The organism is Vibrio sp. EJY3 (assembly GCF_000241385.1).
Classification (GTDB): Bacteria; Pseudomonadota; Gammaproteobacteria; order Enterobacterales; family Vibrionaceae; genus Vibrio; species Vibrio natriegens.
Map to the genome: position 1 here is coordinate 1,837,218 of NC_016614.1, position 21,488 is coordinate 1,858,705.

Consider the following 21,488-nt stretch of genomic DNA (forward strand, 5'->3'; position numbering starts at 1 on the left):
AAGCAGTAAAAAGGAAAACAATGACAATTGAAAGAATAGAATCCACAGAGCGTATGAGCCGTATTGTTAAACACAACGGTACTATTTATCTTTGTGGCCAGACAGCTGGTGATGCGGCTTGGGATATTACCGAGCAAACAGAGCGCTGCCTCGCTAAGATTGATGCCTTACTAGAAACAGCAGGCAGCCATCGCGATAAGCTCCTATCCGTTACCATCTACCTTCGCGATATGAAAGACTTCGCCGAGATGAACAAAGTGTGGGATGCATGGGTTGCGAACGGAGAAAAACCTGCGCGCGCATGTGTTGAAGCTCGCATGGCAAGAGATGTTATTCTGGTAGAAATGTCCGTGACGGCCGCTCAATAGTCTGTAAATGCTTAGTTAGTACTTAGCAAGACATTTCAACGCCACCTATTCTAAGGTGGCGTTTGTCCTTCTTCATCCAGTTTTAAATACCGAATCACTTTGTAAGCCAACCATTCAGGATTATCCAAAGGAATATCGTGCCCGTCACTATGGTTGTAGATAATAGGCATGTTCCAAGCCTTAGCAGGGGCTTCTGTCGCGGTATGACTGACGAGATTATCTTCGAGAGACGAGATAAATAGGATTTCGTTTACCGGTTTGTTCGCCCTGAACGTCATGGCCGCGAGTAATTGCCGAAAAAAGTTCGACGCCGTGGTTGGGTAGAGTCTATTCAACATAACCCAATCATCGATTACCGCTTCGCTTATCGGCTTATTCGATACCATGGAGTAAATGATCGACTCTTTTTGCTCTGGGCGCGAAAACAACGCTTTCATGATTTTGAGATAGTTCACGGGCTTTAATCGCTGATAAAAAGGACTAAATCCCCGGCTGCTGGTATTAATACAAACAACCCGCCTCACCTGATTGGGGTACAGCTCTGCCCACTTCAGCGCAATCATTCCTCCCATTGAAATCGCGACGATATCAACCTGAGCATTGGTTGCCAGCTGAAAACGTATACTCTCAACCATTTCCTCTATTGAGCATGGTGATTTCTCATCCGACAGAGCACCAGTACCGGGAATATCTACAGCGATAACTCTCTGGTTTGGAAGGAGTTCACTCAGCAGCAGTGAAAACTCGCCCCAATGGTACTGACCACGAAAAAGCCCTCTAATTAAGACGATGTCATTACTCATGAAGCTTTACTCACGGCTCGTTTATTCGGGTTGATTGGCATCAACTAAAGGGCTAACCTCGACTTCAGAGCATGCATTGTGTGCTGTTAACCATTGTTCAACGGCGACACGGTCATCTTCTGAAGCTGAATCATACCTACGCTCAGGAACCACAAAACCATCAAAGCTAGAGAGATCAGCACCACCACCCATGACTAAACCTCGCCCCTCTAAAAACGACAAGAAGTCATTGATAAGAAGATCGCACTCCTCTTCATTCGTTAAGTTCAAATGACAAAAAAATGAAAACCCCAACACTTTAAACTCGTCGACATACAGCTTTTTTCTTAATCTTCTCGATCGTTTAGTCGCCATAATATTGCCTCAAACACTATTAAACGGGAGTACAAGAATTTACTTTTATACAGTGTAGTAGCCTGATTAAAACGGGGGATTAATATTTTGAGCTAAAGATACGCGGTGAAAGGTATGAAGCTAAGAAAGAGGCAGACTCAAATTACGCCGTCATTGTGATAATGCCAAGGACTAAACAGATCAGATTAATAAAAATAAAGCCGGGTATTTCCCGGCTTTATCAAGAGTATTAGGAGTAAATAATTACTGTGCGTCAGGCTTTAATGCGTACTTGCCTGAACCAAGAAACATAATTGCAATTGAAGCAAACAAATAAACACCAATGCCTTCAACCGCCCATGCGCCAAACTTATTTAAAGCGAACAAATCTCCCATGTTTAAGAGATAGATAACCATTAAACAAGTGCCAGCGACAACAACAGAAGCCAAGCGAGTGTATAAGCCAATAATCATTAGGATTGGGGCAACCACTTCACCTAAGTAAACCCCGTAGGCTACAAATGCAGGCAGACCATGGTCGACCAACAAGCCTTGTATAAACTCGGTTCCGCCAATCACTTTATGGATGCCGTGCAATAAAAATAGGAATGCAAAACTGACACGTAACACCAATTTACCCAGATCGGGTTTTGCCAATATTCTATCGATAAAATTTAATAGTTCACCCATAACCACTGCCCTTTTTATGTCTAATAATTAACACTATAGAGGTCTGGAAAGGCGATTATCAGCTTAAAAGATTAACTGACTTCATCAATTTTTCCGAACAACATCATTGACATAAATCAATTAGGCCACCAGCACATTGGGGTATGAAAAGTGTCGTTGAGAAGGACTTAAGTAGTCGGTGTGAATATCTGTTTGAGTTCGTCAAATAACCACTGAAATACCGGCCCATGTATTCTTCCCTTTTTAAAGACTAAATCGACAGGTGCATTCCAGGGCTTGTGGTCGAATGCCACTTTAATTTTATGTAGTTCACCAGACTTTATTGAGTCGTTGACCAAAAATGATGGCAAATAAGCCCAGCCAACCTGCTGTTTAACGAGCTCTAACGCGCTGTAATGGCTTGAACTCCACCAAACTTTAGGTGCGATGCTGATCAAAGCCTGCGATTCTACTTTTGATTTTCCTCGGATCGCCAATTGTCGAAACGGTGCCAGATCAGATTGCAGCTCGACATCAATATCTGCAAGCGGATAATTCGGATGACAAACAGGAAGGTAATCAATGCTTCCGACATAACAGAAGTCGACTTGCTTTAACTGTTCAAACTCGGTGAACATCACTCCGATATCAACATCACCATTTACCACTTCAGCAGAAATATCGCCAGACGCTAAACTCAGCACATCGATTTGAATCGTAGGAAATTGATTATCCAAACGCTTAAACAAATCGGCGAACTTTGGATTATACACGCCGTCGTCAATGGCTATCGTCAACTGGCTTTCTTCCGATCGTTCAATGGATTGAGCAATTTTTTCGAATTCGTCTGCCTGCGCCAACAAGTTTTTCGCACTGCGTATCAAACGTTCACCAGCGGGGGTTAACTTGGGGCTTCTGGCCGAACGATCAAACAATTCGATGCCTAAATCAATCTCTAAGGTACTGATACCATGACTAACCGCAGATTGAACCTTGCCCATTTTCCTTGCACAGGCAGAAAATGACCCTAGCTCCGCAGAGAGTACCAACATCCTAACTTGTTCCAAACTCAACATATGAAAAAATTCGATAGTTATTAACTTTTATCCATCATAATAATCGATACCATAGCCTGCAAATGTTTTTCCTTTATCTAATTAGGTGGAAATTATGAGCTGGTTATATTTAGTTTTAGCTGGTCTTACGGAAATTGGATGGCCGGTTGGATTGAAAGTTGCTCAGTCTGGGCACAAGGTGTTAGGGATAACAATGGCAGTGGTATTCATGGCGATAAGCGGCGCGTTGCTATTTGCAGCGCAGCGAGCGATCCCGATGGGTACCGCATACGCAGTTTGGACAGGCATTGGCGCAGCCGGAACATTTCTTGTCGGCGTTTATTTCTACGGAGACCCGACTTCCATGGTTCGCTACATCGGCATCATGCTGATTTTGTCTGGCGTGGTCATGTTGAAGCTTGGTCACTAAATGAGAAAAAGCATTAACGCAGCCTTATATCGCAAGCGTTAATGCTTATCTAAACATCAAATAGCGTCCTTTCTACAACCAAAGTTCTTTACTCAATCAAAGAAAAGTCAGCGATAGTCAGGTCGAACGAGCTGAGCAGTGGGTGCGGCGTTACTCCAGAAACTAACACAATGTCGACCGCAGGCAACGGTGGCATATCATCTAGAATCTGTAGATCGTTTGTTACACTTAACCGTCCCATTGCACCAATAGCCAGCCCCTCTCGAACTATTGCCCTTTGCGCTGACGCGGTATTACAACACGCTAACAGCTGGTAAGAGATACCTCTTTTAGTTAGACCATCGATTGCAGCAGCGTGGTATTTACAATCCGGCTGGAAAAGTGCCAATGGTAAAGGCTTAGTCTTATCCGTTTGGTAATCCTGACTGGCAATCCACACCCCTTTATCGTGAGCAAGCCAATGCCCTTCTTCACTTCCAGCGGAGCGCGTGAGTATAGCGGCGTCTAATTTGCCTTCATCCAGCCATTCTCTCAGTGTGACGCTGGGTTGACTAAACACTTGAATAGAACAGGTTGGTTCCGCCTTTTTTAGAATCGCGATGACTTTCGGCAAAATGGCATCGTTGTAGTCTTCCGGACAGCCTAACCTTAGTGGCAGCTTATCGTGATAACGGCGTACCTGTGTCACCGCTTTGTTGTGTAAAGCGACCAGTTGCTCAGCATGAGCTCGTAACGCAAGGCCAGCTTCGCTGAGCACCAGATTACGTCCTTCTTTTTCAAACAGGCGAATATTCAGTTCATCTTCCAATTTACGCATCTGAGCACTGAATGCCGACTGGGTTCGATTAATCTGCTTCGCTGCTCGCGTAAAACTGCCTGTTTCTGCAAATGCCAGAAGGCTTCTTAAAGCATCAATATCCATACTAAGCTTATCTATCGGTTTTATTAATGTGTCCCATCAAAACTATCCGTTAGTTTTCGATAAAACAATCTATTACCGTAAATGTTCCAAACCATCACTCAGAAATAAGGAAACATGGATGAAACTTTATATCGGCAATCAAAACTACTCGAGCTGGTCTCTCAGAGCATGGCTTATCTTCATGCAATACGACATCGACGTTGAGATCGAGAAAATCAAACTGTTTACGGACGAATTTTACAACACACTGGAGGACATTACACCAACCGCCAAGGTGCCTACTTTGGTTTGCAATGATGTTACCGTGTGGGACTCGCTGGCGATTCTCGAGTACGTAAACGAAGCTTTCTTAGACGATAAGGCGTGGCCACAATCTCTTACTGAGCGAGCCAAAGCAAGAGCTATATCAGCTGAAATGCATTCAGGATTTATGGCACTACGTAACGAGATGCCAATGAACTGCCGTGCTAAGAGATCGGTAGCTTTGAGCAAAGACGCGCTTAAAGACATCGAGCGTATTGATCAAATCTGGTCACTGCAAATGGAACAATACCCTGATGGTTGGCTATTTGGAGAATGGTCGATTGCGGACGCGATGTATGCACCTGTGGTACTGCGCACGCTTACTTACGGCATCAAGCTATCAGAAAAGGCTACGCAATATCAGCAGAAAGTCCTGAATAGCGACACCATGCAGCGTTGGCTAACGGAAGCCAGCCTTGAAACGGACATCGTCGAAGAAGATGAAGCGGGTGAACCGATCTAGCCTGCTTATCACCTATCCCCGAACTAAAAAGCCAGGGGATAGGTAAATAACCAAGAAAATTAACGCTATTTATTACTTGTTACTTGGAAATGCAAATTGCGCCGCTTCGTTGGTTTGCGGCTTTGGCCATTTCTGAGTAATGGATTTACGGCGAGTGTAGAAGCGCACGCCGTCAGGGCCATACGCGTGGAGATCGCCAAACAACGAACGTTTCCAGCCACCAAAGCTATGGTAAGCCACCGGGACAGGAAGCGGTACATTGACACCAACCATGCCAGCTTCCACTTCATCACAGAATATCTCAGCCGTTTCACCATCGCGTGTAAAGATGCAAGTCCCGTTACCAAACTCATGCTGGTTAATAAGCTCAATCCCCTCTTCAAGGGACTTAACACGGACCACACACAACACAGGGCCAAAGATTTCGTCGGTGTAAATCTTCATTTCTGGTGTCACTCTATCGAACAAGCTGCCACCGATAAAGTAGCCAGCAGAGAAATCAGGAACCGAAAGACCACGGCCATCCACAACTAATTCCGCACCGGCCTCAACACCGCTTTCAATATAACCGGAAATCTTCTCTAAATGCTCTTTCGCAATCACTGGTCCCATGTCCACCGAGTTCTGAGTAAAGGCTCCGACTCGCAATTCTTGGATAAGCGGGGTCAATTCTTTCACCAAGTTATCTGCGACTTCATCACCCACACACACCGCAACTGAAATCGCCATACAGCGTTCACCACAAGAACCAAATGCCGCACCCATCAGTGAGTTGATGGTGCTCGAAACTTCAGCATCCGGCATGATGATCGCATGGTTCTTCGCGCCACCAAGTGCCTGTACTCGTTTACCGCGCTTAGTGCCTTCCGAATAAATATATTCCGCGACAGGCGTCGAACCCACGAAGCTCATCGCTTTCACTTCCGGAGCTTCGATCAACGCGTCAACAACCTCTTTGCCGCCATTTACCACGCTTAATACGCCATTTGGCAACCCTGCCTTATGCAATAACTCAACAATAAATAACGTTGAAGCCGGTACCTTCTCTGACGGCTTGAGGATAAAACAGTTACCGCAAACAACCGCAAGTGGATACATCCAAAGCGGCACCATTGCAGGGAAGTTAAATGGTGTAATACCAGCGACGATGCCGACAGGTTTGTGATCACTCCACGCGTTAATGCCCGGTCCGGTTCCTCGGGTGTATTCGCCTTTTAATAACTCTGGTGCACCACAAGCGTATTCCACATTCTCGATACCACGCTGCAGTTCGCCGAGAGAATCTTCTATCGTTTTACCATGCTCTTCACTGATCAAACGCGCAATCTGATCTTGATTCGCTTCCAAAAGATCCTTGAACGCAAACATGATACGCGCTCGTTTTAGCGGCGGTGTTTTGCTCCAGGCTGGATAGGCACGTTTCGCCGATTCTATTGCCTGAATCACAGTTTCAGACGTACCCATTTCTACTTGGCGAATCGGCTCACCTGTCGCCGGGTTGTAAACATCAATCGTCGAACCTGAGTGTGAGAACTTGTCTCCGTCAATAAAGTGCGAAATAACTTCCATGATCTGACTTCCTTCCTTAATTTTTTTAATTTAGTTGATTCAATGTCTCGTAAACCGCGTCGAATAAGCGCTCTAGATCTTCAGCTTTGGCATTAAAATTTGGACCGAATTGAATCGTGTCGCCACCAGAGCGCACATAGAATCCTTTTTCCCACAGGTCTAATGTACATTCGAACGGCCTAATCGTTTGATCATTGTCTCTCGGTGCGATCTGAATCGCTCCGGCTAAGCCGCAATTTCTGATGTCAAGAACGTGGTTTGCACCTTTTATCGCATGCAGTTTATTTTCAAAAATCGGTGCCAGCTCGCTCGACTGTTGGATTAACGCGTCTTTTTCCAACAGGTCTAATGTTGCCAACCCTGCGGCACACGCGACGGGATGAGCGGAATAAGTATAGCCGTGAGCAAACTCGATCATATGAGGAGGTAAATCCTGCTCCATAAATGCCTGATAGATTTCATGAGACGTAATCACTGCGCCCATTGGGATTGCACCATTGGTAAGCTGCTTCGCGGTGTTCATAATATCTGGCGTCACGCCAAAATACTCAGCACCAGTCCAGCATCCCATACGTCCGTATGCCGTAATGACTTCATCGAAGATCAGCAAGATGTCGTGCTGGTCACAGATTTCGCGCAGACGCTGTAGGTAACCTTTCGGCGGCACAATCACGCCCGCAGAGCCCGACATTGGCTCTACAATAATTGCGGCAATATTGGATGCGTCATGAAGTTCAATGAGCTTCAAAAACTCATTCGCAAGTTCCACACCACCCGTTTCTGCGCAACCTTTTGTAAAGGCTAAATCAGGTTGCAGGGTGTGAGGAATATGGTCGGCATCAAACAGCTGACCGAATGTCTTTCTATTGCCGCCAATGCCACCCAGACTGGTGCCGCCAACGTTAACGCCATGGTAGCCACGGGCGCGACCAATCAGCTTAGTTTTCGACGCTTTGCCTTTGACACGCCAATAAGCTCTTGCCAACTTAAGTGAGGTGTCAGCACATTCCGAACCAGAGCCAGTAAACAGCACATGATCGAGCCCTTGTGGCATCTTCTCGACGATTTTATCTGCCAGTTTAAAGGAGAGTTCGTGACCAAATTGAAACGCAGGTGAGTAATCGAGAGTCCCTAACTGCTCTGCTACCGCTTTTTGAATCTCTTGGCGACCATGCCCGGCACCACATGTCCAGAGCCCAGACAATGAGTCATAGATATCACGACCATTGGCATCTTTGAGCCAAGCGCCTTGAGCTTGAGTGATGATGCGGGGATTTTGGTGAAAGCTGCGATTGGAAGTAAATACCATCCAATGAGCAGAAAGATCTGTATCGATTCCATCTTGTGCAAATTTGTAGTTACTCATCGCTATATCATCCTTGTAGTGACCAGGGTCTGTTGACCTTTCGCGGTTAATTTTTGTTCGAGATAAAAGCGTTTTAATCGCGGCGAGAGGTTTGTAGCCTAGTCATTCTAAGCAAACACCTCTCAACAAAGAGTAAAACGCTTTTAGCCGAACCCTTCGGGCAGCGTTTGTGGGTCCTTTCTACTGTGTTATCGGCTTATCAGGTAGGTCAACTACATTTCAAAGCCTCTGCCTTGTATAAAGAACCCACAAACTGCTGCAAAAATCAGCTCGAAAGGTCAACAGACCCTTTATTTATTTTTAGCACATGAGTATGTTAAGTAGATTATAAATTTACTTTACGTTAGTTATGAAAAAGCTCAACAATAAAAACCGAAGCATCATTAATCAGATCACCGACTTTGATATCAAACTGATCCGCCTGTTTAAAACCGTTGTCGAGTGCGGCAGTTATACCGCTGCTGAGCCCGTTCTTGGCATTACAAAATCAGCCATATCGTTACAAATGAGTGATCTTGAAAAACGGCTAAATATGAAGCTTTGTCATCGAGGGCGAGGTGGTATTACCCTGACTGACGAAGGCGAAGCAGTATTAGAATCCGCCGATATTCTGCTTGCTTCGATTGAGCAGTTTCGCAATGACGTAAACCAAATCAATAATGAGCTGCGTGGCGAGCTCAATATCGCGCTAGTCAATAATTTAGTTACTCAACCACACATGAAGATAACCCGCGCGCTAAAGCATATTCGGAAGATGAGTGAAAAGATTAATATCAACATCACGATGTCGACACCAGCAGATATCGAAAAAGGCCTGATCGACGGACGGTTTCATGTCGGCGCATTCCCTGCCAATAACAAAAGTAACAACTTTGATTACCGCACTTTGTACAACGAAAATTACTTCCTCTACTGCAGCAATGAGCACCCATTGTTTATGGAAAGTGATCAGAATATAGAGCGCCTTAAACAGACCAATTCGGTCATCACAAGACACCGAATGTCTCCCGAAGTCACCGATCTGTATCAAAAGCTAAAATGCTCGGCGACGGCGTCCGATCACGAAGGTATCGCTTTCCTTATATTGACAGGGACTTACATCGGGTTTCTACCGCAGCATTACGCCGATTATTGGTGTAATAAAGGCCAAATGCGTCCTCTATTTACCGATACGTTTCACTTCAGTTCAGACATATCCTTGGTGACCAGAAGCGGGTTAAAACACAACCAAATACTAGATAAATTCTTAGAAATCATAGAGTAAACATTAATTAATAAATGTTATCCTGACGATAAAAAACTTGTTCTTTATTTGCTGTATTTTTTATTGCGCGTGAAAACTTATGACCTTAATATCGCGCTGCTTCTTGATGATAGCCAATCCGAGTACATCACAGCAGTTTTGTGGCAAGGCGATAGAGCAACTATCCAAGAGTTTCTTTGACGGCGGTAATCCCGCTCTTATTGACGCTCCACTTTTCATCACAATGCACATGAAAAGTGTCTACTTAACTTTGGAGGTTTGCGATGGCTCATTCTGCGTCTGTACTCGGTTTTCAATCTTTTTCTTCTCCGGCTTTACCAGCGGAGACGGTCGATCTTATTCAAACATCTGTTGAACAATTTGGCGCGCCATTGTTAATGCTCGACTGCGATATGATTCGTAAAAATTACAGAGCACTAAGCCAAGCATTACCGAATGTTACTCTGCACTTTGCATTGAAGCCATTGCCTCATCCAACGGTGGTTAAAACCCTATTGGAAGAAGGTGCAAGTTTCGATTTGGCAACATCAGGTGAAGTTGACCTGGTAAAACAGCAAGGTGTGCCTGCAGATCGTACGATTCATACTCACCCTATTAAACGTGACCGTGATATTCGTGATGCATTAGCGTATGGCTGCAATGTGTTTGTTGTTGATAACCTGAACGAGCTAGAAAAGTTCAAAGCGTACAGCCACAAAGTAGAACTACTTGTGCGTTTGAGCTTCCGTAACTCAGACGTGTTTGCCGACTTATCGAAAAAATTCGGTTGTACGCCAGAACAGGCACTCAACATCATCGAAACGGCGAAAGAGTGGAATATTCGTATTAAGGGACTGTCGTTCCATGTTGGTTCACAAACGATGAACCCACAGAAATACGTTGATGCAATCCGTACTTGTAAGCAAGTGATGGACTTAGTTGTGGCTCGCGGTTTACCTGCATTGAGCACACTGGATATTGGTGGTGGCTTCCCGGTTTCTTACTCAGAAAAAGTGATGCCAATTGATGAATTCTGCGTACCGATTAACGAAGCGTTAAACGAGTTGCCAGAAACAGTACAGGTCATTGCAGAACCAGGTCGCTTTATTGTTGCTGAGTCAGTTACCAGCGTGGCATCAGTAATGGGTCAAGCAGAGCGTGACGGCCAAATGTGGTACTACCTGGATGATGGTATCTACGGCTCATTCAGCGGTTTGATGTTTGATGACGCGCAATACCCATTGGTGACGTTGAAGCACGAAGGCGAGTACTTACCAAGTGTGTTGTCTGGCCCAACTTGCGACAGCATTGATGTGATCGCAGAAAACGTAATGCTACCAAAACTAGAAAACGGCGACTTGATCATTGGCCGTATGATGGGCGCTTACACCAGCGCAACAGCAACGGATTTTAATTTCTTCAAACGTGCTCAAACGATTGTGATTAACGAGCGTGATGAGCGCAGCGAACGTCTGTTTGGTTAATTAAAAGCAAATAGAGATAGAACACAAAAGCTCCCAACTCTGGGAGCTTTTTTCTTTGATAAAACAGCAAATTAATCCTTCGCCACAAGCAACATCTAAACGCTCCGATATCACCCTAGCGCATTTTACTTACACACATCGACAAACCACTCGACAAAAGACATCACGTCTTTGGATGCATCTTTCCTTTTGCAGATGTTGTAAAACTTATCGGTATTACTCGCGATATCAAAAAGAGTAACTAAATCGCCTCTTTTGATTTCTTCCCGGAAGGCATCAATAGGGCAAAGTGCGACGCCATGGCCTGCGATAGCGGAAATCACGAGTAAGTTAAAATCGGCATAAGTGTTACCTGGAAGCCCTCCCTCCACATCGACTCCCGCCAATTTGAACCACTCTGTCCAACCATCTTTGTTTTCATCGTGAATCACCTCGGAACGGAGTAAGTCTTTGGGTTCATCAAACGGGCCATATTCTTCCAAAAACTTCGGGCTACAGACTGCGTAGGTGTTCCTTGAGATGAATGGAATTTCAATCACATCATCCGATTCCTGCTCGATGTAGGTGATGAGTACATCATAGGTACTTCCCGCCAGTTGATCCCGCATATCCACGTATAGAACCTGCACTTCAACTTCTGGGTAGAGCTTGGTAAAACTTTTCAGATTTGGAACCAGCCACCGAGTTGCAATCGAAGGAATACACCCGACGACTAACGAACTTTTCCTGCCTCTGACTTTAAAATCCGTCGCTATATCCGCAAGCTCATCAAAAACACGCCCGGTTCTATGCTTAAGCTCATGTCCGGTTTGGGTCAGCATCACGCTCCTGCCCTTTTTCTTGAATAACTCAACTCCAAACCACTCTTCGAGGTTTGATATCTGATGGCTGATAGCCGTACTCGTGACGTGTAACTCCTCGGCGGCTTTAGAAAAATTCTCATATTTTGCTGCACAATTAAATGCTTTTAGAGCATTAAGAGGAGGTACTAAAAACCCTTTATTTATACTCATCAATAGTCAACTTTTTCTCATCATTTAATCTAGATTTCATCATTTGTTTACAAAAAACTCAAGTGATAGCATTGTTTTCGTAGTAAAAACTAGCCAAAGCCAACAGGATTGGTGAATTAATTTCATAAGGAAAACACATGTTTGTAAGAAGTTTAAAAGACGTAGCGACGAGTGATTACTTTGTTGATTGGGGTAACGGTACGAGCCACCGACTGCTTACTGAGCAAGATGGCATGGGATTTACCGTATGCCACACCGTTGTTGCACAAGGTTCAGAGTCAATCCTTGAATACAAAAACCATCTAGAAGCATGTTACTGCATTGCTGGCGATGGCGAAGTTGAAGACATGGAAGGCAATGTCTACAAAATCTCTCAAGGCGATATTTATGTTTTGGATAAGCATGATAAGCACTACCTGCGAGCTTCAGAGAAAAACGACATGATTCTAGTCTCTGTGTTTAACCCACCACTAAAAGGCACAGAAAGACACAATCTTTCTGGAGATGGCTCATCAAGCTACTAATCTCAGCGCCCCTTAAATAACAAACAACTACATTCAGGGAGGAATGTCTATGGGTTATCTATATACAGCCTTCATTCTCTATTTACTGGGAATGCTGGCCATTGGGTACTACTTCTACAGAAAAACGAATACGGTATCCGATTACATATTAGGTTCTCGTAATCTACCACCAAGTGTTGCGGCATTAAGCTCAGGGGCTTCTGATCTGAGTGGTTGGGCGTTGATGGGTTTACCGGGGGCGCTTTATGCCGGCGGCCTCGGATCCGTATGGATTATTGTATTTACCCTGATGGGTGTTTATCTCAACTGGAAGCTGATCGCACCTAGGCTGCGTTTAGAGACGGAAAGACTAAACGATGCTCAGACGATTCCAGAATATTTACACTACCGCTTTAAAGACAATACCAATGTTCTTCAACTTACGTCCTCGCTCGTCACTTTGCTATTTTTTACCCTTTACGTAGCAGCAGGACTCAGTGGCGGAGCGGTTCTCTTTGAAAGTACGTTCGGCTTAAGTTACGAATCAGCCCTAATTATTGGCTCAATTGTTATCGTCTCTTACACCTTCATGGGAGGTTACCTTGCGGTATGCTGGACGGACTTTTTCCAAGGGTTAATGATGGCGCTATCGCTGTTCATTACCGCTTTAAGTTTGTTCTTCCTGTTTAGTGCACCAGAGCAAGGCGTAAGCTACAGCCAAATCATGAGTGAGATTTCACTGGAAAGCTTAAAACCATCTAATGGCTGGTTCTTGGGTCTTCTATCTCTCAGTGGCTGGTGTATTGGTTACTTAGGTCAACCTCACGTGCTCGTCCGTTTTATGAGCGTACGCAGCGTAGAAGACGTGAAAGTTTCTCGCCGAATTGCCATGGTCTGGTCAACCATAACCATGATGTCTGCAGTCGTTGTTGGCGTGCTCGGGTCATACTATTTTGAGCCAAAGCTTGATAATGCTGAAACGGTATTTATTGCATTGGCACAGGCATTTTATCATCCACTGGTTGCTGGACTGATTATTGCGGGTGTGCTGGCAGCAATTATGAGCACCATAGACTCGCAGCTGCTTGTGTGTTCAACCACTATCTCTGAAGACTTATACAAAACCTATTTGCGCAAAAATGCATCTGACAAAGAAGTGTTACTGGTTGCACGCCTTGGTGTCATTGCCGTCGCACTAATTGGCCTTGCGCTGGCATTCAACAAAGCGGATCAAACACTATTAAGCATGGTTGCCTTCGCTTGGGGTGGATTTGGTGCAGCCTTTGGTCCTGTCATCTTACTGAGCTTGTTCTGGCCAGCGATGACCAAAGCGGCCGCTATTTTCGGAATGATAACAGGTGCAGCCATTGCATTAGTTTGGGAAATTTTGGACGGAGGTATTTTTGATATCTTTGGTGTCGTGCCAGGATTCCTGATGTCCACACTCGTGATTGTTGTATCAACGTTGTTGTCAGCCAAAAACGACGGTAAAGAAAGCGAGACATCATTGCAGTTCAAGTAAAGCAATAAGGCTGCTTTTGAGTCTCTAGAAAACTACCTTCAGACGAAGGTAGTTTTTTATTACAGGAAGACTCCGACCACACAGTGGATCAATTTACAAAACTCCCAGTCCCAGAACGTATAAACCGTCCCAAAAAAAGACGGATTACTCTTTCCTGTATAACAAAGAGGCGAGTACACGACTCGCCTCTTAGAGCTGTAGGAATTTGTTTTAGTTCAACGTGATCTGAACAGAACGCTCAAGTTGTGCGTTACTACCATTCGTTAAAGGCTGTTGATTTGCAACACCAGAAGTGTGGATGCGTTCAGCGTCAATACCTTGATCGATCATGTATTGGGCAACATGCTCTGCACGCTGCGTTGAAACACGTTCATTGGTAGCAGCAGAACCAGTCGCATCCGTACGGCCTACGATTTCAGCAGTCAACTCAGGGTTGCTGCGCATTGTCGTGATCACTTCATCAAGGTTGTAACGACCGTAGTCATTTACATCAACCTGGCCCACTTGGTAAGGCAGTGTGTAAGTAGAGCGAGAAGTCTGCGTCACTTCTTTTACGACTTCTACTGGCACTTCAACTTGCTCTTCAACGACTAGAGGCGTTTCAGGTTGGCCGAATTTGTACGTCATGCCCCAGTACACTTGACTAAGATCTAAATCGTGGCCATTTTTCGCTTCAAGATTGTTGTAGTAGTCGTAACCGATTTTTGTCGTTACAGCATTAGTCAGTTGGTATTCAAGACCCACACCTGCAGTACCACTAAAGCTGTCAGTTTTTAGTTCGCTACCATCAGCAAAGATGTACGTTGCACCAAGCTTACCGAACATCGACAAGTTGTCAGTGAAGTACAGATTTCCTTTCACGCCTAATGTGCCAAGGTGCAGTTCTGCATCGCTTAGGTTATGCATGTAATCGTACCTGCCGTAAAGACCAAAATGCTTGCCGAAATCGTAACCCATTTCAAGTTTAGGGCTCAGTACTTCGCTTTCTCCAGCATCAGTATCAGATAGACCCATACCAGCTGCTGCACCCAGCCAAAATCCAGATTTATCGATATTTTGATCTAAGTCCGCTGCATTTGCAGCCGAAATCCCCCCAGCCACAATAATTGCTAGCGTTGCTACTTTTAGTTTCATATATTTTTCTGCCTTTATTCAATTATTCGATATAAAATTAAAATCGATAGTTATCGAAATAAAATAATCAATTAACTGAGTTAATAATGTGTAATTTAATTAAAACAAGGAACAACTAGTAATAAGAATGAAATTACATTTTATATGAATGCTGTTTTTTAATTAACAACTCAAATTTATCTCTGTCATAAATGACATTTATAGAATCCAGTCACATTACACTTGCTAATTAATTTCAACATCATTAATTCACGAGGCGCATAAAAGCATACCATTTCGCTCAAAAATCAAACTAAATTAACAAATTACCTCTCTATAGAAAGAGAACGCCTCATTTTTGTAATCATAAATTCCATACTTGTAACTACATGTTTTTCAGATAGTTCTTACAAAACCGATAAATCGAAGATTATTATTCATCCGTATGTATTTTAACAGTGAGTTTTATACGTTATATCTGATGAAAATTAACAATCCTTTTCTTTTCCTGAGAAATTAATCCATTAATGGTTTTAATAAGATTGATGTTTTTAATTATGTTGATGAAAAGCTAATCTCAGTCGGTTAGTCAGCCATCATCATTGTTGTTTGGTCTCATAAAATATAGTTCAGATGAAATTTCTACGTAATTTGTAAAAGTGTCTTTAAATAACCAAAAGGACGCATTACTTGCGTCCTTCTATTCTTAATTCACTTTTATACACTTAACGTTTAAACGCTAGGTTTCGCTATTTCATGTCTGGTTCAAACAATTTACGTTTCATGTAAAACTTCACCCAAACAGCACTTATCGCTATCACTAAAGCCAAAATGCCTCCAGTAATGGTGTAAACCAGCGATGTCATCTCCGGTGAAGGTGAGTTATTCAGCGCGACATAACCCATCCCGATAATCCCTAAGATCTGCGGCAGCGGGTAGAAAGGCGTTTTGTACGGACGCTTGTGTTCTGGCATACGTTTACGCAATACGATGACATTGATATGAGCCACCATGTAAGCCAGTAACCAGCTTGTGGTTGCCGCAATCACCAACACAATCAGTGAGTCGATATCGAGAAACAAAAACGGAATAGAGGTACAACCAGCCATCACTACGATGCCTACCCAAGGCACATCAAAGCGATTAAGCGCTTTAAACTGCGGGAATGCCTGATCTTGCATCGCCATTCCGTGCAGCATTCTAGGGATAGAGGCTAAAATAGTATTTACCGTGCTGCAGGTTGCGGCCAGCGCCATCACTGTTGCAATCACTAAACCAGCTTGCCCGAAGACAGCATTGATGTAATCAAGATATGGGATTGGTGAGCTCACTAACGTATCCACGTTGAGATAAAGGCTGGCTCCGTAGGCAAAAGCGAGAAATATTAGGAAGATCAACAACAAAGAAAGGTGCATAGAACGGGGGATATTCTTAACAGGATTTTTCACCTCTTTGATCATCGGGCAAATAAACTCGACGCCGACCATCAGCCACATTGCGAGTGCAATCAAGCCGACAAAACTACCATCAATGACACCACCAAAGCTCCAATCCACCGTTGTGCCTGATAACTCGGGATGCGGTTCACTTAATCCGGTGATCGCACACAATCCGACAAGAATAAGCGCTGCGACCAGAATAAATGCCAGCAGGTTTTGAACTCGAGCAAAGACATCCGCGCCAACCATGTTTGTAACACTGAGCAAAACAAGGATACCTAAAGGCACCACTTTTTCAGGTAGCATACCGGGCAATAGCTCACTTAGCATGGCGTCGACTAAGAACAACTCAACCGGCAGTGCCAGCACGGACACCACGACATAGCCAGCAAATACCGCGACAATAGCAGGAAAGTGGCCGATGGCTTTTTGTGTGTAGGTCGCAAGCGACCCCTCCTGCGGAAACATCAAAGACAGTTCCGCAAAGCTCATCGCATTAAACTGGGCGAGGATAAAGGCGGCGAACATAGCGGCAACAAACGCCATACCACCGAGGCCAATGCCCTGAGTCGCCGAAATCATGGCACCCTGAACAATAACCAGGCCGATACAAATCGCCATCATTGTTCCAAGCCCAATCTTTAACTTTTGATTCTTAGTCGCTGATCCTTCAGCTATATGAATGTTGTTAGTGTTGACTACATCGTTCATATTTCTATTCCTTAGATTCGTTAAATCAAGATAACCAACTACAATCGGTCAAATCGGTATGGCTCGGGATTAATAAGTGGTGTCGTGCCACTTATCAGATCGGCCGCGAGCATCCCTGCGGCTGGCCCTGTACCAAACCCATGACCCGAAAACCCGGTAGCAATAGTCAACCCAGGTATCGCGTCCAGTGTGTCGATAACGGGTTTGGAATCTGGTGTAATATCAATCAGCCCTCCCCACTCTTCAGCAATTTCAGCTTGCTCAAAGTCAGGCCATGCTTTGCGCAGATTTCTCAGTGCTTCTTGGTTTAATCCAGAGTTATGATCCGGGTTCATTACGCGAATTTGTTCGAACATGGAAGATTTGTTGCGTGACCAGCGTTTCGAAGCTTTAAGATCTTCAATGAAATGTCGCCCGACCGAAATTCTCAGCGCATCGCGTTGCTGTTTCAGCTGCCCTAAATAACGGTGTCCAATCAGGAAGTGATCGAGTGTCAGGCGTGCTTCTATCGCGCCGCGCTGCATGATGACAAAGCCGCCATCCAAGTGTTTACGAAATGAAAAATCTGGTCCCGCAACGGCGATGTCCGTCGGGCCGTTCATCGGCTTGGAACGCATCACGGAACAAATCAAAGGCAACGAAGGCAAAGATACACCGTGGTGACTCAAGAAAGCTTTAGACCACGCACCACCAGCCAGCAGTACTTGCTCACAACGAATCTCACCCTTTTCAGTCACCACGCCGCTGACTTTCCCTCCTGACAAAGACAAATTGCGCACCGCACAGTTCTGAATAATGACCGCACCTTTCTCAATCGCAGCTCTCGCCATCGCACTGGTGGCGATGGAAGGTTCAGCTCTGCCGTCCGAGGCGGTATAGATTCCACCCAGCCATTTGCCTTCACCGCCTGGCACCATCGCTTTGATTTCTTCAGCACTCAAAAGTTTGGAGTCCAGAGAAAGCGACTTAACCGATTCAAGCCACGACTCATAAGCGCCCATCTGCTTTTCGTTATCAGCCAGGAACATAATGCCGCTTTGCTTGTAATCCACATCACGGTTGATTCTTTCTGACATACCCGCCCATAGCTGGTCAGAAGCGAGTGCCAAAGGAACATCGTCCGCATGACGATTGGTTTTACGTATCCAACCCAGGTTGCGTGAAGATTGCTCCGCGCCAACAAAGCCTTTTTCAATCACAACAACTGGAATGTTTCTCTCAGCTAATGTCAGTGCCGCATTAATACCAACAATGCCGCCACCAATAATCACGACGCTGGTCGATGCTGGTAGCTCGTTTAGTGTCTCTACAAATTCGAGTGTTTTTATCATGTCTACATCCCTTTAGTAACCTGAACTCGAACCATCAAAAACTCAGCGATTTGCTTGTTCCAAGCTCAGGTTAAAATGATAAGAATCTGCCTTGTTAGCCGATAATCCGATGTTCGGTATCGCTCTTAGAAGCGCCTCGGTAAGCCGTCACTTCCAACTCAACTTTGTAAATACTTGAGCCCAGAGGAGGACACGTGACCGTGGTCGTAGGATCGATTCCTTTAAACTTACTGCCGATGTGTTCCATCACAGCGCCGACGTCGTCTGGATTTTGAATGAACACTTTTGACGTCACGACATCGCCCAAGCTCGCGTCTACAGCTGCAAGAGCCCGCTCAATGTTGAGAAACACCTGATCAGTTTGCTCGAACACATCGTCTGGCATTTCGTTGGTTTCCGGATTTCTTCCCGCAGTGTTGGAGACGAATATCCAGTTATCGACAGTCACGACACGTGAGTAACTCGCAATCTCTTCGAATCGGGAGCCGGTTTTTACCTTGATTATTTTTGCCATCTCTACATTTCCTTTGTTCTGTTATGCCACTCGATTTAGCTAAGTACTGGCTCATCCCATAAATTCAGCGAAACACCAATGCCTTTCTCAACAGCGTTGCGGTAAATTTTGGTTGCCCAAGCCACATCTTCGACTGGCATGCCACCCACTGACATCACGATGATTTCTTCGTCGTTTTTGCGCCCCGGAGTAACACCTGCGACAATCTCACCCAGATCTTCCAGTTCACTTGCAGACATTTTTTCAGCGTCGATCATGTCCATAAAGCGCATTCCAACCAGAGGGATGATGTTGTGAGTCGGCTTGGGTACCTCTTCAAACCACGCCTCATACAGCCCTTTGTTATCCATTACTTTGCGAACATCAGACTGTTCCATCCCTTCATCGAGACGACAGCTGGCTGGCATCGCAAGAAATGCCCCCGGTTTTACCCACTCGCGTTTCACTTCCGGATAAGTAGACGGATCACCGGTCTCTCCTGAGTTGCAATAAGTCACCAGATCGGAATCTCGAACCGCCTCTTCTACGGTATCGACAATCTGAACATTGGTGATTTGAGGGTAAGAAGCGGCGAGCCAAGTCATAAAGCTGTCCAGGCTCTTTTTGCCACGACCTTTAATTTTGATGGTATCGACCTGCGGGCAGGCTGCGATAAAGGCGGCGACGGTGGTTTTGCCCATGACACCAGGGCCAAGCAAACCAATCACTTTGGCATCTTTTCTCGCAAGGTGGCGCGCGCCCACTCCGGGTACTGCGCCTGTGCGATACGCAGAAAGCAAGTTTGCAGACATATAGGCAAGTGGAGCACTGGTTTCAATATCGTTGAGGATGAACATCAGGATTGAACGCGGCAGGCCTTTCTCTCGGTTGGCGATGTTCGAGCCATACCACTTCACGCCGCAAGTCTGGAAATCACCGCCCAGGTATGCAGGCATCGCCATAAGACGTCGGTCAGCCGTGGGTTTAGGCATGTTCGGGAAAGGGGACTCATCAGGAAATGTCACCATTGCGCCGTGCGAATCATTGTTCGCACCTGCCATTCGGTAGTCACCTTTTTGGAGCAGTGAGAACATCTCTTCCATTGTGTCGACACATGCAGGCATATCCGTTACACCCGCTTTAATCATGTCCTGCTCTGAAAGGTAGATAAAATCAATTTTTGTGCTGTCTGACATAACGCCACCTATATCCATATAGTTTTTTGTTTGCTGCTTCATGCATTCATCAATGTGCTCAAGAAATCCGTTATATGTGAATCAGGCAGTTTCCGTCTTGAGCCATTGCTTTCGATACTATTGAGCAATGTTCTTGGCGTATTGAATTTTTGCGACATTGGGGAACACGGGGCTTCGCGGAAAAATATGGCACCTTGCTTGCTTTACTTGCTTACTTTGGCGGCTTATCGCTGAGCAGTGAGGAGAAGTGAATGGTGGCTTCATCAATGATGTTCAATATTTCGGGGATTCACTCAAAACAGCCTTGGTTTGTTTTGAGTTCAGAGCAGTTTCTTACGCGTCTATCAACCAGCAACCCCGAAGTGTCTCACTTCTACAGCTTTAAAGCCGGAAGTTCAGAATCCCCAACGACTGCCATTCCAGATGGGTGTATCGATATCGTCTTTGACTGCGATGCAGACACATCTGGCGCATTAGTCTGCGGTACGAGATTAGAGGCTTCGTCGGTACTATTTGAACGGGGCCATCGCTATTTCGGTGTCCGCTTTAACCCAGGAGTTAAGCCCGATTTTTTACAGGCCTCAGCAGGCGAACTCACGAACAAAGAATATTGTTTACAAGATGTTATGCCTCACTCCAATGAACTCATTGATTACGTCTTAGCAGCAAAAGATTTTTCGAAGCAAGTTGACGCAGTAAGTCAGTTTCTCACTAGGAAAAGCCCGCGAGATTCGACGAACGTGACCCGACAAATCGTAGCCAAAATTTGCCAGCACAAAGGGAATATCCAAGTTCAGGAACTGGAGAGGTTTTCAGGATATACCTGCCGGACTTTGCAGCGTATGTTTAAAAATGATATTGGACTAACACCGAAAGGCTTTAGCCGCGCTATTCGTTGCCAGTCAGCCGTTTACGATATAAATCACAGCAACAATCTCACGTTTTCTAACCTAGCGACAGATTTAGGTTTCAGCGACCAACCCCACTTCCTTCGAGAGTTTAAGAAGCTAGTGAATGTTACCCCGCTCGAGTATCAAAACAGAGTAAAAGAAAAGACTTATCTAGAGCGAATTCATTGCTACTAAAAGCACTTTAATGGTGCGCTTTGCTCTAAATTTGTACACTTCTGCGTTGTTTTTCTCACAATAAGAGTCACTCC

General features: G+C 45.0%; 21 protein-coding genes. 8 read left to right on the top strand and 13 right to left on the bottom strand.

From position 1 onward, the window contains the following. Positions 1-20 precede the first annotated feature (20 nt). On the top strand, positions 21-368 hold the full coding sequence (locus VEJY3_RS23940; protein ID WP_014235018.1) for a RidA family protein: 348 nt from the start codon (positions 21-23) through the stop codon (positions 366-368). 50 nt (positions 369-418) lie between these two features. Here VEJY3_RS23940 and VEJY3_RS23945 read toward each other — a convergent pair whose 3' ends face one another. From VEJY3_RS23945 to VEJY3_RS23960, 4 genes are all read right to left on the bottom strand, one after another. Next, complete coding sequence (locus VEJY3_RS23945; RefSeq protein ID WP_014235019.1) at positions 419-1,171, bottom strand: alpha/beta fold hydrolase; 753 nt, start codon at positions 1,169-1,171, stop codon at positions 419-421. Positions 1,172-1,192: 21 nt separating this feature from the next. Continuing rightward, positions 1,193-1,525 carry a YggL family protein gene (locus VEJY3_RS23950; protein ID WP_014235020.1) on the bottom strand — a complete coding sequence of 111 codons (333 nt, stop codon included), beginning with the start codon at positions 1,523-1,525 and terminating at the stop codon, positions 1,193-1,195. Positions 1,526-1,768: 243 nt separating this feature from the next. Further along, complete coding sequence (locus tag VEJY3_RS23955; protein WP_014235021.1) at positions 1,769-2,194, bottom strand: DoxX family protein; 426 nt, start codon at positions 2,192-2,194, stop codon at positions 1,769-1,771. A gap of 167 nt (positions 2,195-2,361) precedes the next feature. Next, on the bottom strand, positions 2,362-3,249 hold the full coding sequence (locus tag VEJY3_RS23960) for a LysR family transcriptional regulator (RefSeq protein WP_041170444.1): 888 nt from the start codon (positions 3,247-3,249) through the stop codon (positions 2,362-2,364). Between the two features lie 94 nt (positions 3,250-3,343). On the opposite strand from VEJY3_RS23960, the gene VEJY3_RS23965 reads away from it, so the two are divergent. Continuing rightward, the gene (locus VEJY3_RS23965; RefSeq protein ID WP_014235023.1) at positions 3,344-3,658 is read left to right on the top strand and encodes a multidrug efflux SMR transporter; all 315 of its coding nucleotides are present in this window, start codon (positions 3,344-3,346) and stop codon (positions 3,656-3,658) included. Positions 3,659-3,746: 88 nt separating this feature from the next. Here the strand turns inward: VEJY3_RS23965 and VEJY3_RS23970 are convergent, their stop codons facing one another. Continuing rightward, positions 3,747-4,580, bottom strand: a complete 834-nt coding sequence (locus VEJY3_RS23970) for a LysR family transcriptional regulator (protein ID WP_014235024.1) — start codon at positions 4,578-4,580, stop codon at positions 3,747-3,749. A gap of 118 nt (positions 4,581-4,698) precedes the next feature. On the opposite strand from VEJY3_RS23970, the gene VEJY3_RS23975 reads away from it, so the two are divergent. Next, positions 4,699-5,346, top strand: coding sequence for a glutathione S-transferase family protein (locus VEJY3_RS23975; protein ID WP_014235025.1), 648 nt, complete (start codon positions 4,699-4,701; stop codon positions 5,344-5,346). A 72-nt stretch (positions 5,347-5,418) separates the two neighbouring features. Here VEJY3_RS23975 and VEJY3_RS23980 read toward each other — a convergent pair whose 3' ends face one another. Together VEJY3_RS23980 and VEJY3_RS23985 are read right to left on the bottom strand one after the other, a co-directional pair. After that, complete coding sequence (locus VEJY3_RS23980; protein WP_014235026.1) at positions 5,419-6,915, bottom strand: CoA-acylating methylmalonate-semialdehyde dehydrogenase; 1,497 nt, start codon at positions 6,913-6,915, stop codon at positions 5,419-5,421. A 25-nt stretch (positions 6,916-6,940) separates the two neighbouring features. After that, positions 6,941-8,281 (bottom strand): aspartate aminotransferase family protein, encoded by a 1,341-nt coding sequence (locus VEJY3_RS23985; protein ID WP_014235027.1) that lies wholly within the window; start codon positions 8,279-8,281, stop codon positions 6,941-6,943. Positions 8,282-8,630: 349 nt separating this feature from the next. Here VEJY3_RS23985 and VEJY3_RS23990 point away from each other — a divergent pair, with 349 nt between their 5' ends. Both VEJY3_RS23990 and VEJY3_RS23995 read left to right on the top strand, forming a co-directional pair. After that, the gene (locus VEJY3_RS23990; protein WP_014235028.1) at positions 8,631-9,545 is read left to right on the top strand and encodes a LysR family transcriptional regulator; all 915 of its coding nucleotides are present in this window, start codon (positions 8,631-8,633) and stop codon (positions 9,543-9,545) included. Between the two features lie 263 nt (positions 9,546-9,808). Continuing rightward, the gene (locus VEJY3_RS23995) at positions 9,809-11,008 is read left to right on the top strand and encodes a type III PLP-dependent enzyme (protein ID WP_014235029.1); all 1,200 of its coding nucleotides are present in this window, start codon (positions 9,809-9,811) and stop codon (positions 11,006-11,008) included. A gap of 125 nt (positions 11,009-11,133) precedes the next feature. Here VEJY3_RS23995 and VEJY3_RS24000 read toward each other — a convergent pair whose 3' ends face one another. Continuing rightward, positions 11,134-12,021, bottom strand: coding sequence for a LysR substrate-binding domain-containing protein (locus tag VEJY3_RS24000; RefSeq protein ID WP_014235030.1), 888 nt, complete (start codon positions 12,019-12,021; stop codon positions 11,134-11,136). Positions 12,022-12,158: 137 nt separating this feature from the next. On the opposite strand from VEJY3_RS24000, the gene VEJY3_RS24005 reads away from it, so the two are divergent. Together VEJY3_RS24005 and putP are read left to right on the top strand one after the other, a co-directional pair. Beyond that, a complete protein-coding gene (locus VEJY3_RS24005) occupies positions 12,159-12,545 on the top strand; it encodes an ectoine synthase (protein ID WP_014235031.1) in 387 nt (128 codons plus the stop codon). Between the two features lie 49 nt (positions 12,546-12,594). Then, positions 12,595-14,046 (top strand): sodium/proline symporter PutP, encoded by a 1,452-nt coding sequence (gene putP, locus VEJY3_RS24010; RefSeq protein ID WP_014235032.1) that lies wholly within the window; start codon positions 12,595-12,597, stop codon positions 14,044-14,046. Between the two features lie 210 nt (positions 14,047-14,256). On the opposite strand, the gene VEJY3_RS24015 is transcribed toward putP, so the two are convergent. The 5 genes from VEJY3_RS24015 to VEJY3_RS24035 all read right to left on the bottom strand — a co-directional run bounded on the left by VEJY3_RS24015 (position 14,257) and on the right by VEJY3_RS24035 (position 20,329). Further along, complete coding sequence (locus VEJY3_RS24015; RefSeq protein WP_014235033.1) at positions 14,257-15,180, bottom strand: OmpA family protein; 924 nt, start codon at positions 15,178-15,180, stop codon at positions 14,257-14,259. A 728-nt stretch (positions 15,181-15,908) separates the two neighbouring features. Continuing rightward, positions 15,909-17,309 carry an APC family permease gene (locus VEJY3_RS24020; RefSeq protein ID WP_014235034.1) on the bottom strand — a complete coding sequence of 467 codons (1,401 nt, stop codon included), beginning with the start codon at positions 17,307-17,309 and terminating at the stop codon, positions 15,909-15,911. A 38-nt stretch (positions 17,310-17,347) separates the two neighbouring features. Next, entirely contained in the window at positions 17,348-18,640 is a 1,293-nt protein-coding gene (locus VEJY3_RS24025; RefSeq protein WP_014235035.1) for an FAD-binding oxidoreductase, read from the bottom strand. A gap of 94 nt (positions 18,641-18,734) precedes the next feature. Then, complete coding sequence (locus tag VEJY3_RS24030) at positions 18,735-19,154, bottom strand: RidA family protein (RefSeq protein WP_014235036.1); 420 nt, start codon at positions 19,152-19,154, stop codon at positions 18,735-18,737. A gap of 35 nt (positions 19,155-19,189) precedes the next feature. Beyond that, on the bottom strand, positions 19,190-20,329 hold the full coding sequence (locus VEJY3_RS24035) for a tyramine oxidase subunit B (protein WP_014235037.1): 1,140 nt from the start codon (positions 20,327-20,329) through the stop codon (positions 19,190-19,192). A 251-nt stretch (positions 20,330-20,580) separates the two neighbouring features. On the opposite strand from VEJY3_RS24035, the gene VEJY3_RS24040 reads away from it, so the two are divergent. Further along, a complete protein-coding gene (locus VEJY3_RS24040) occupies positions 20,581-21,414 on the top strand; it encodes an AraC family transcriptional regulator (protein WP_014235038.1) in 834 nt (277 codons plus the stop codon). Positions 21,415-21,488 lie beyond the last annotated feature (74 nt).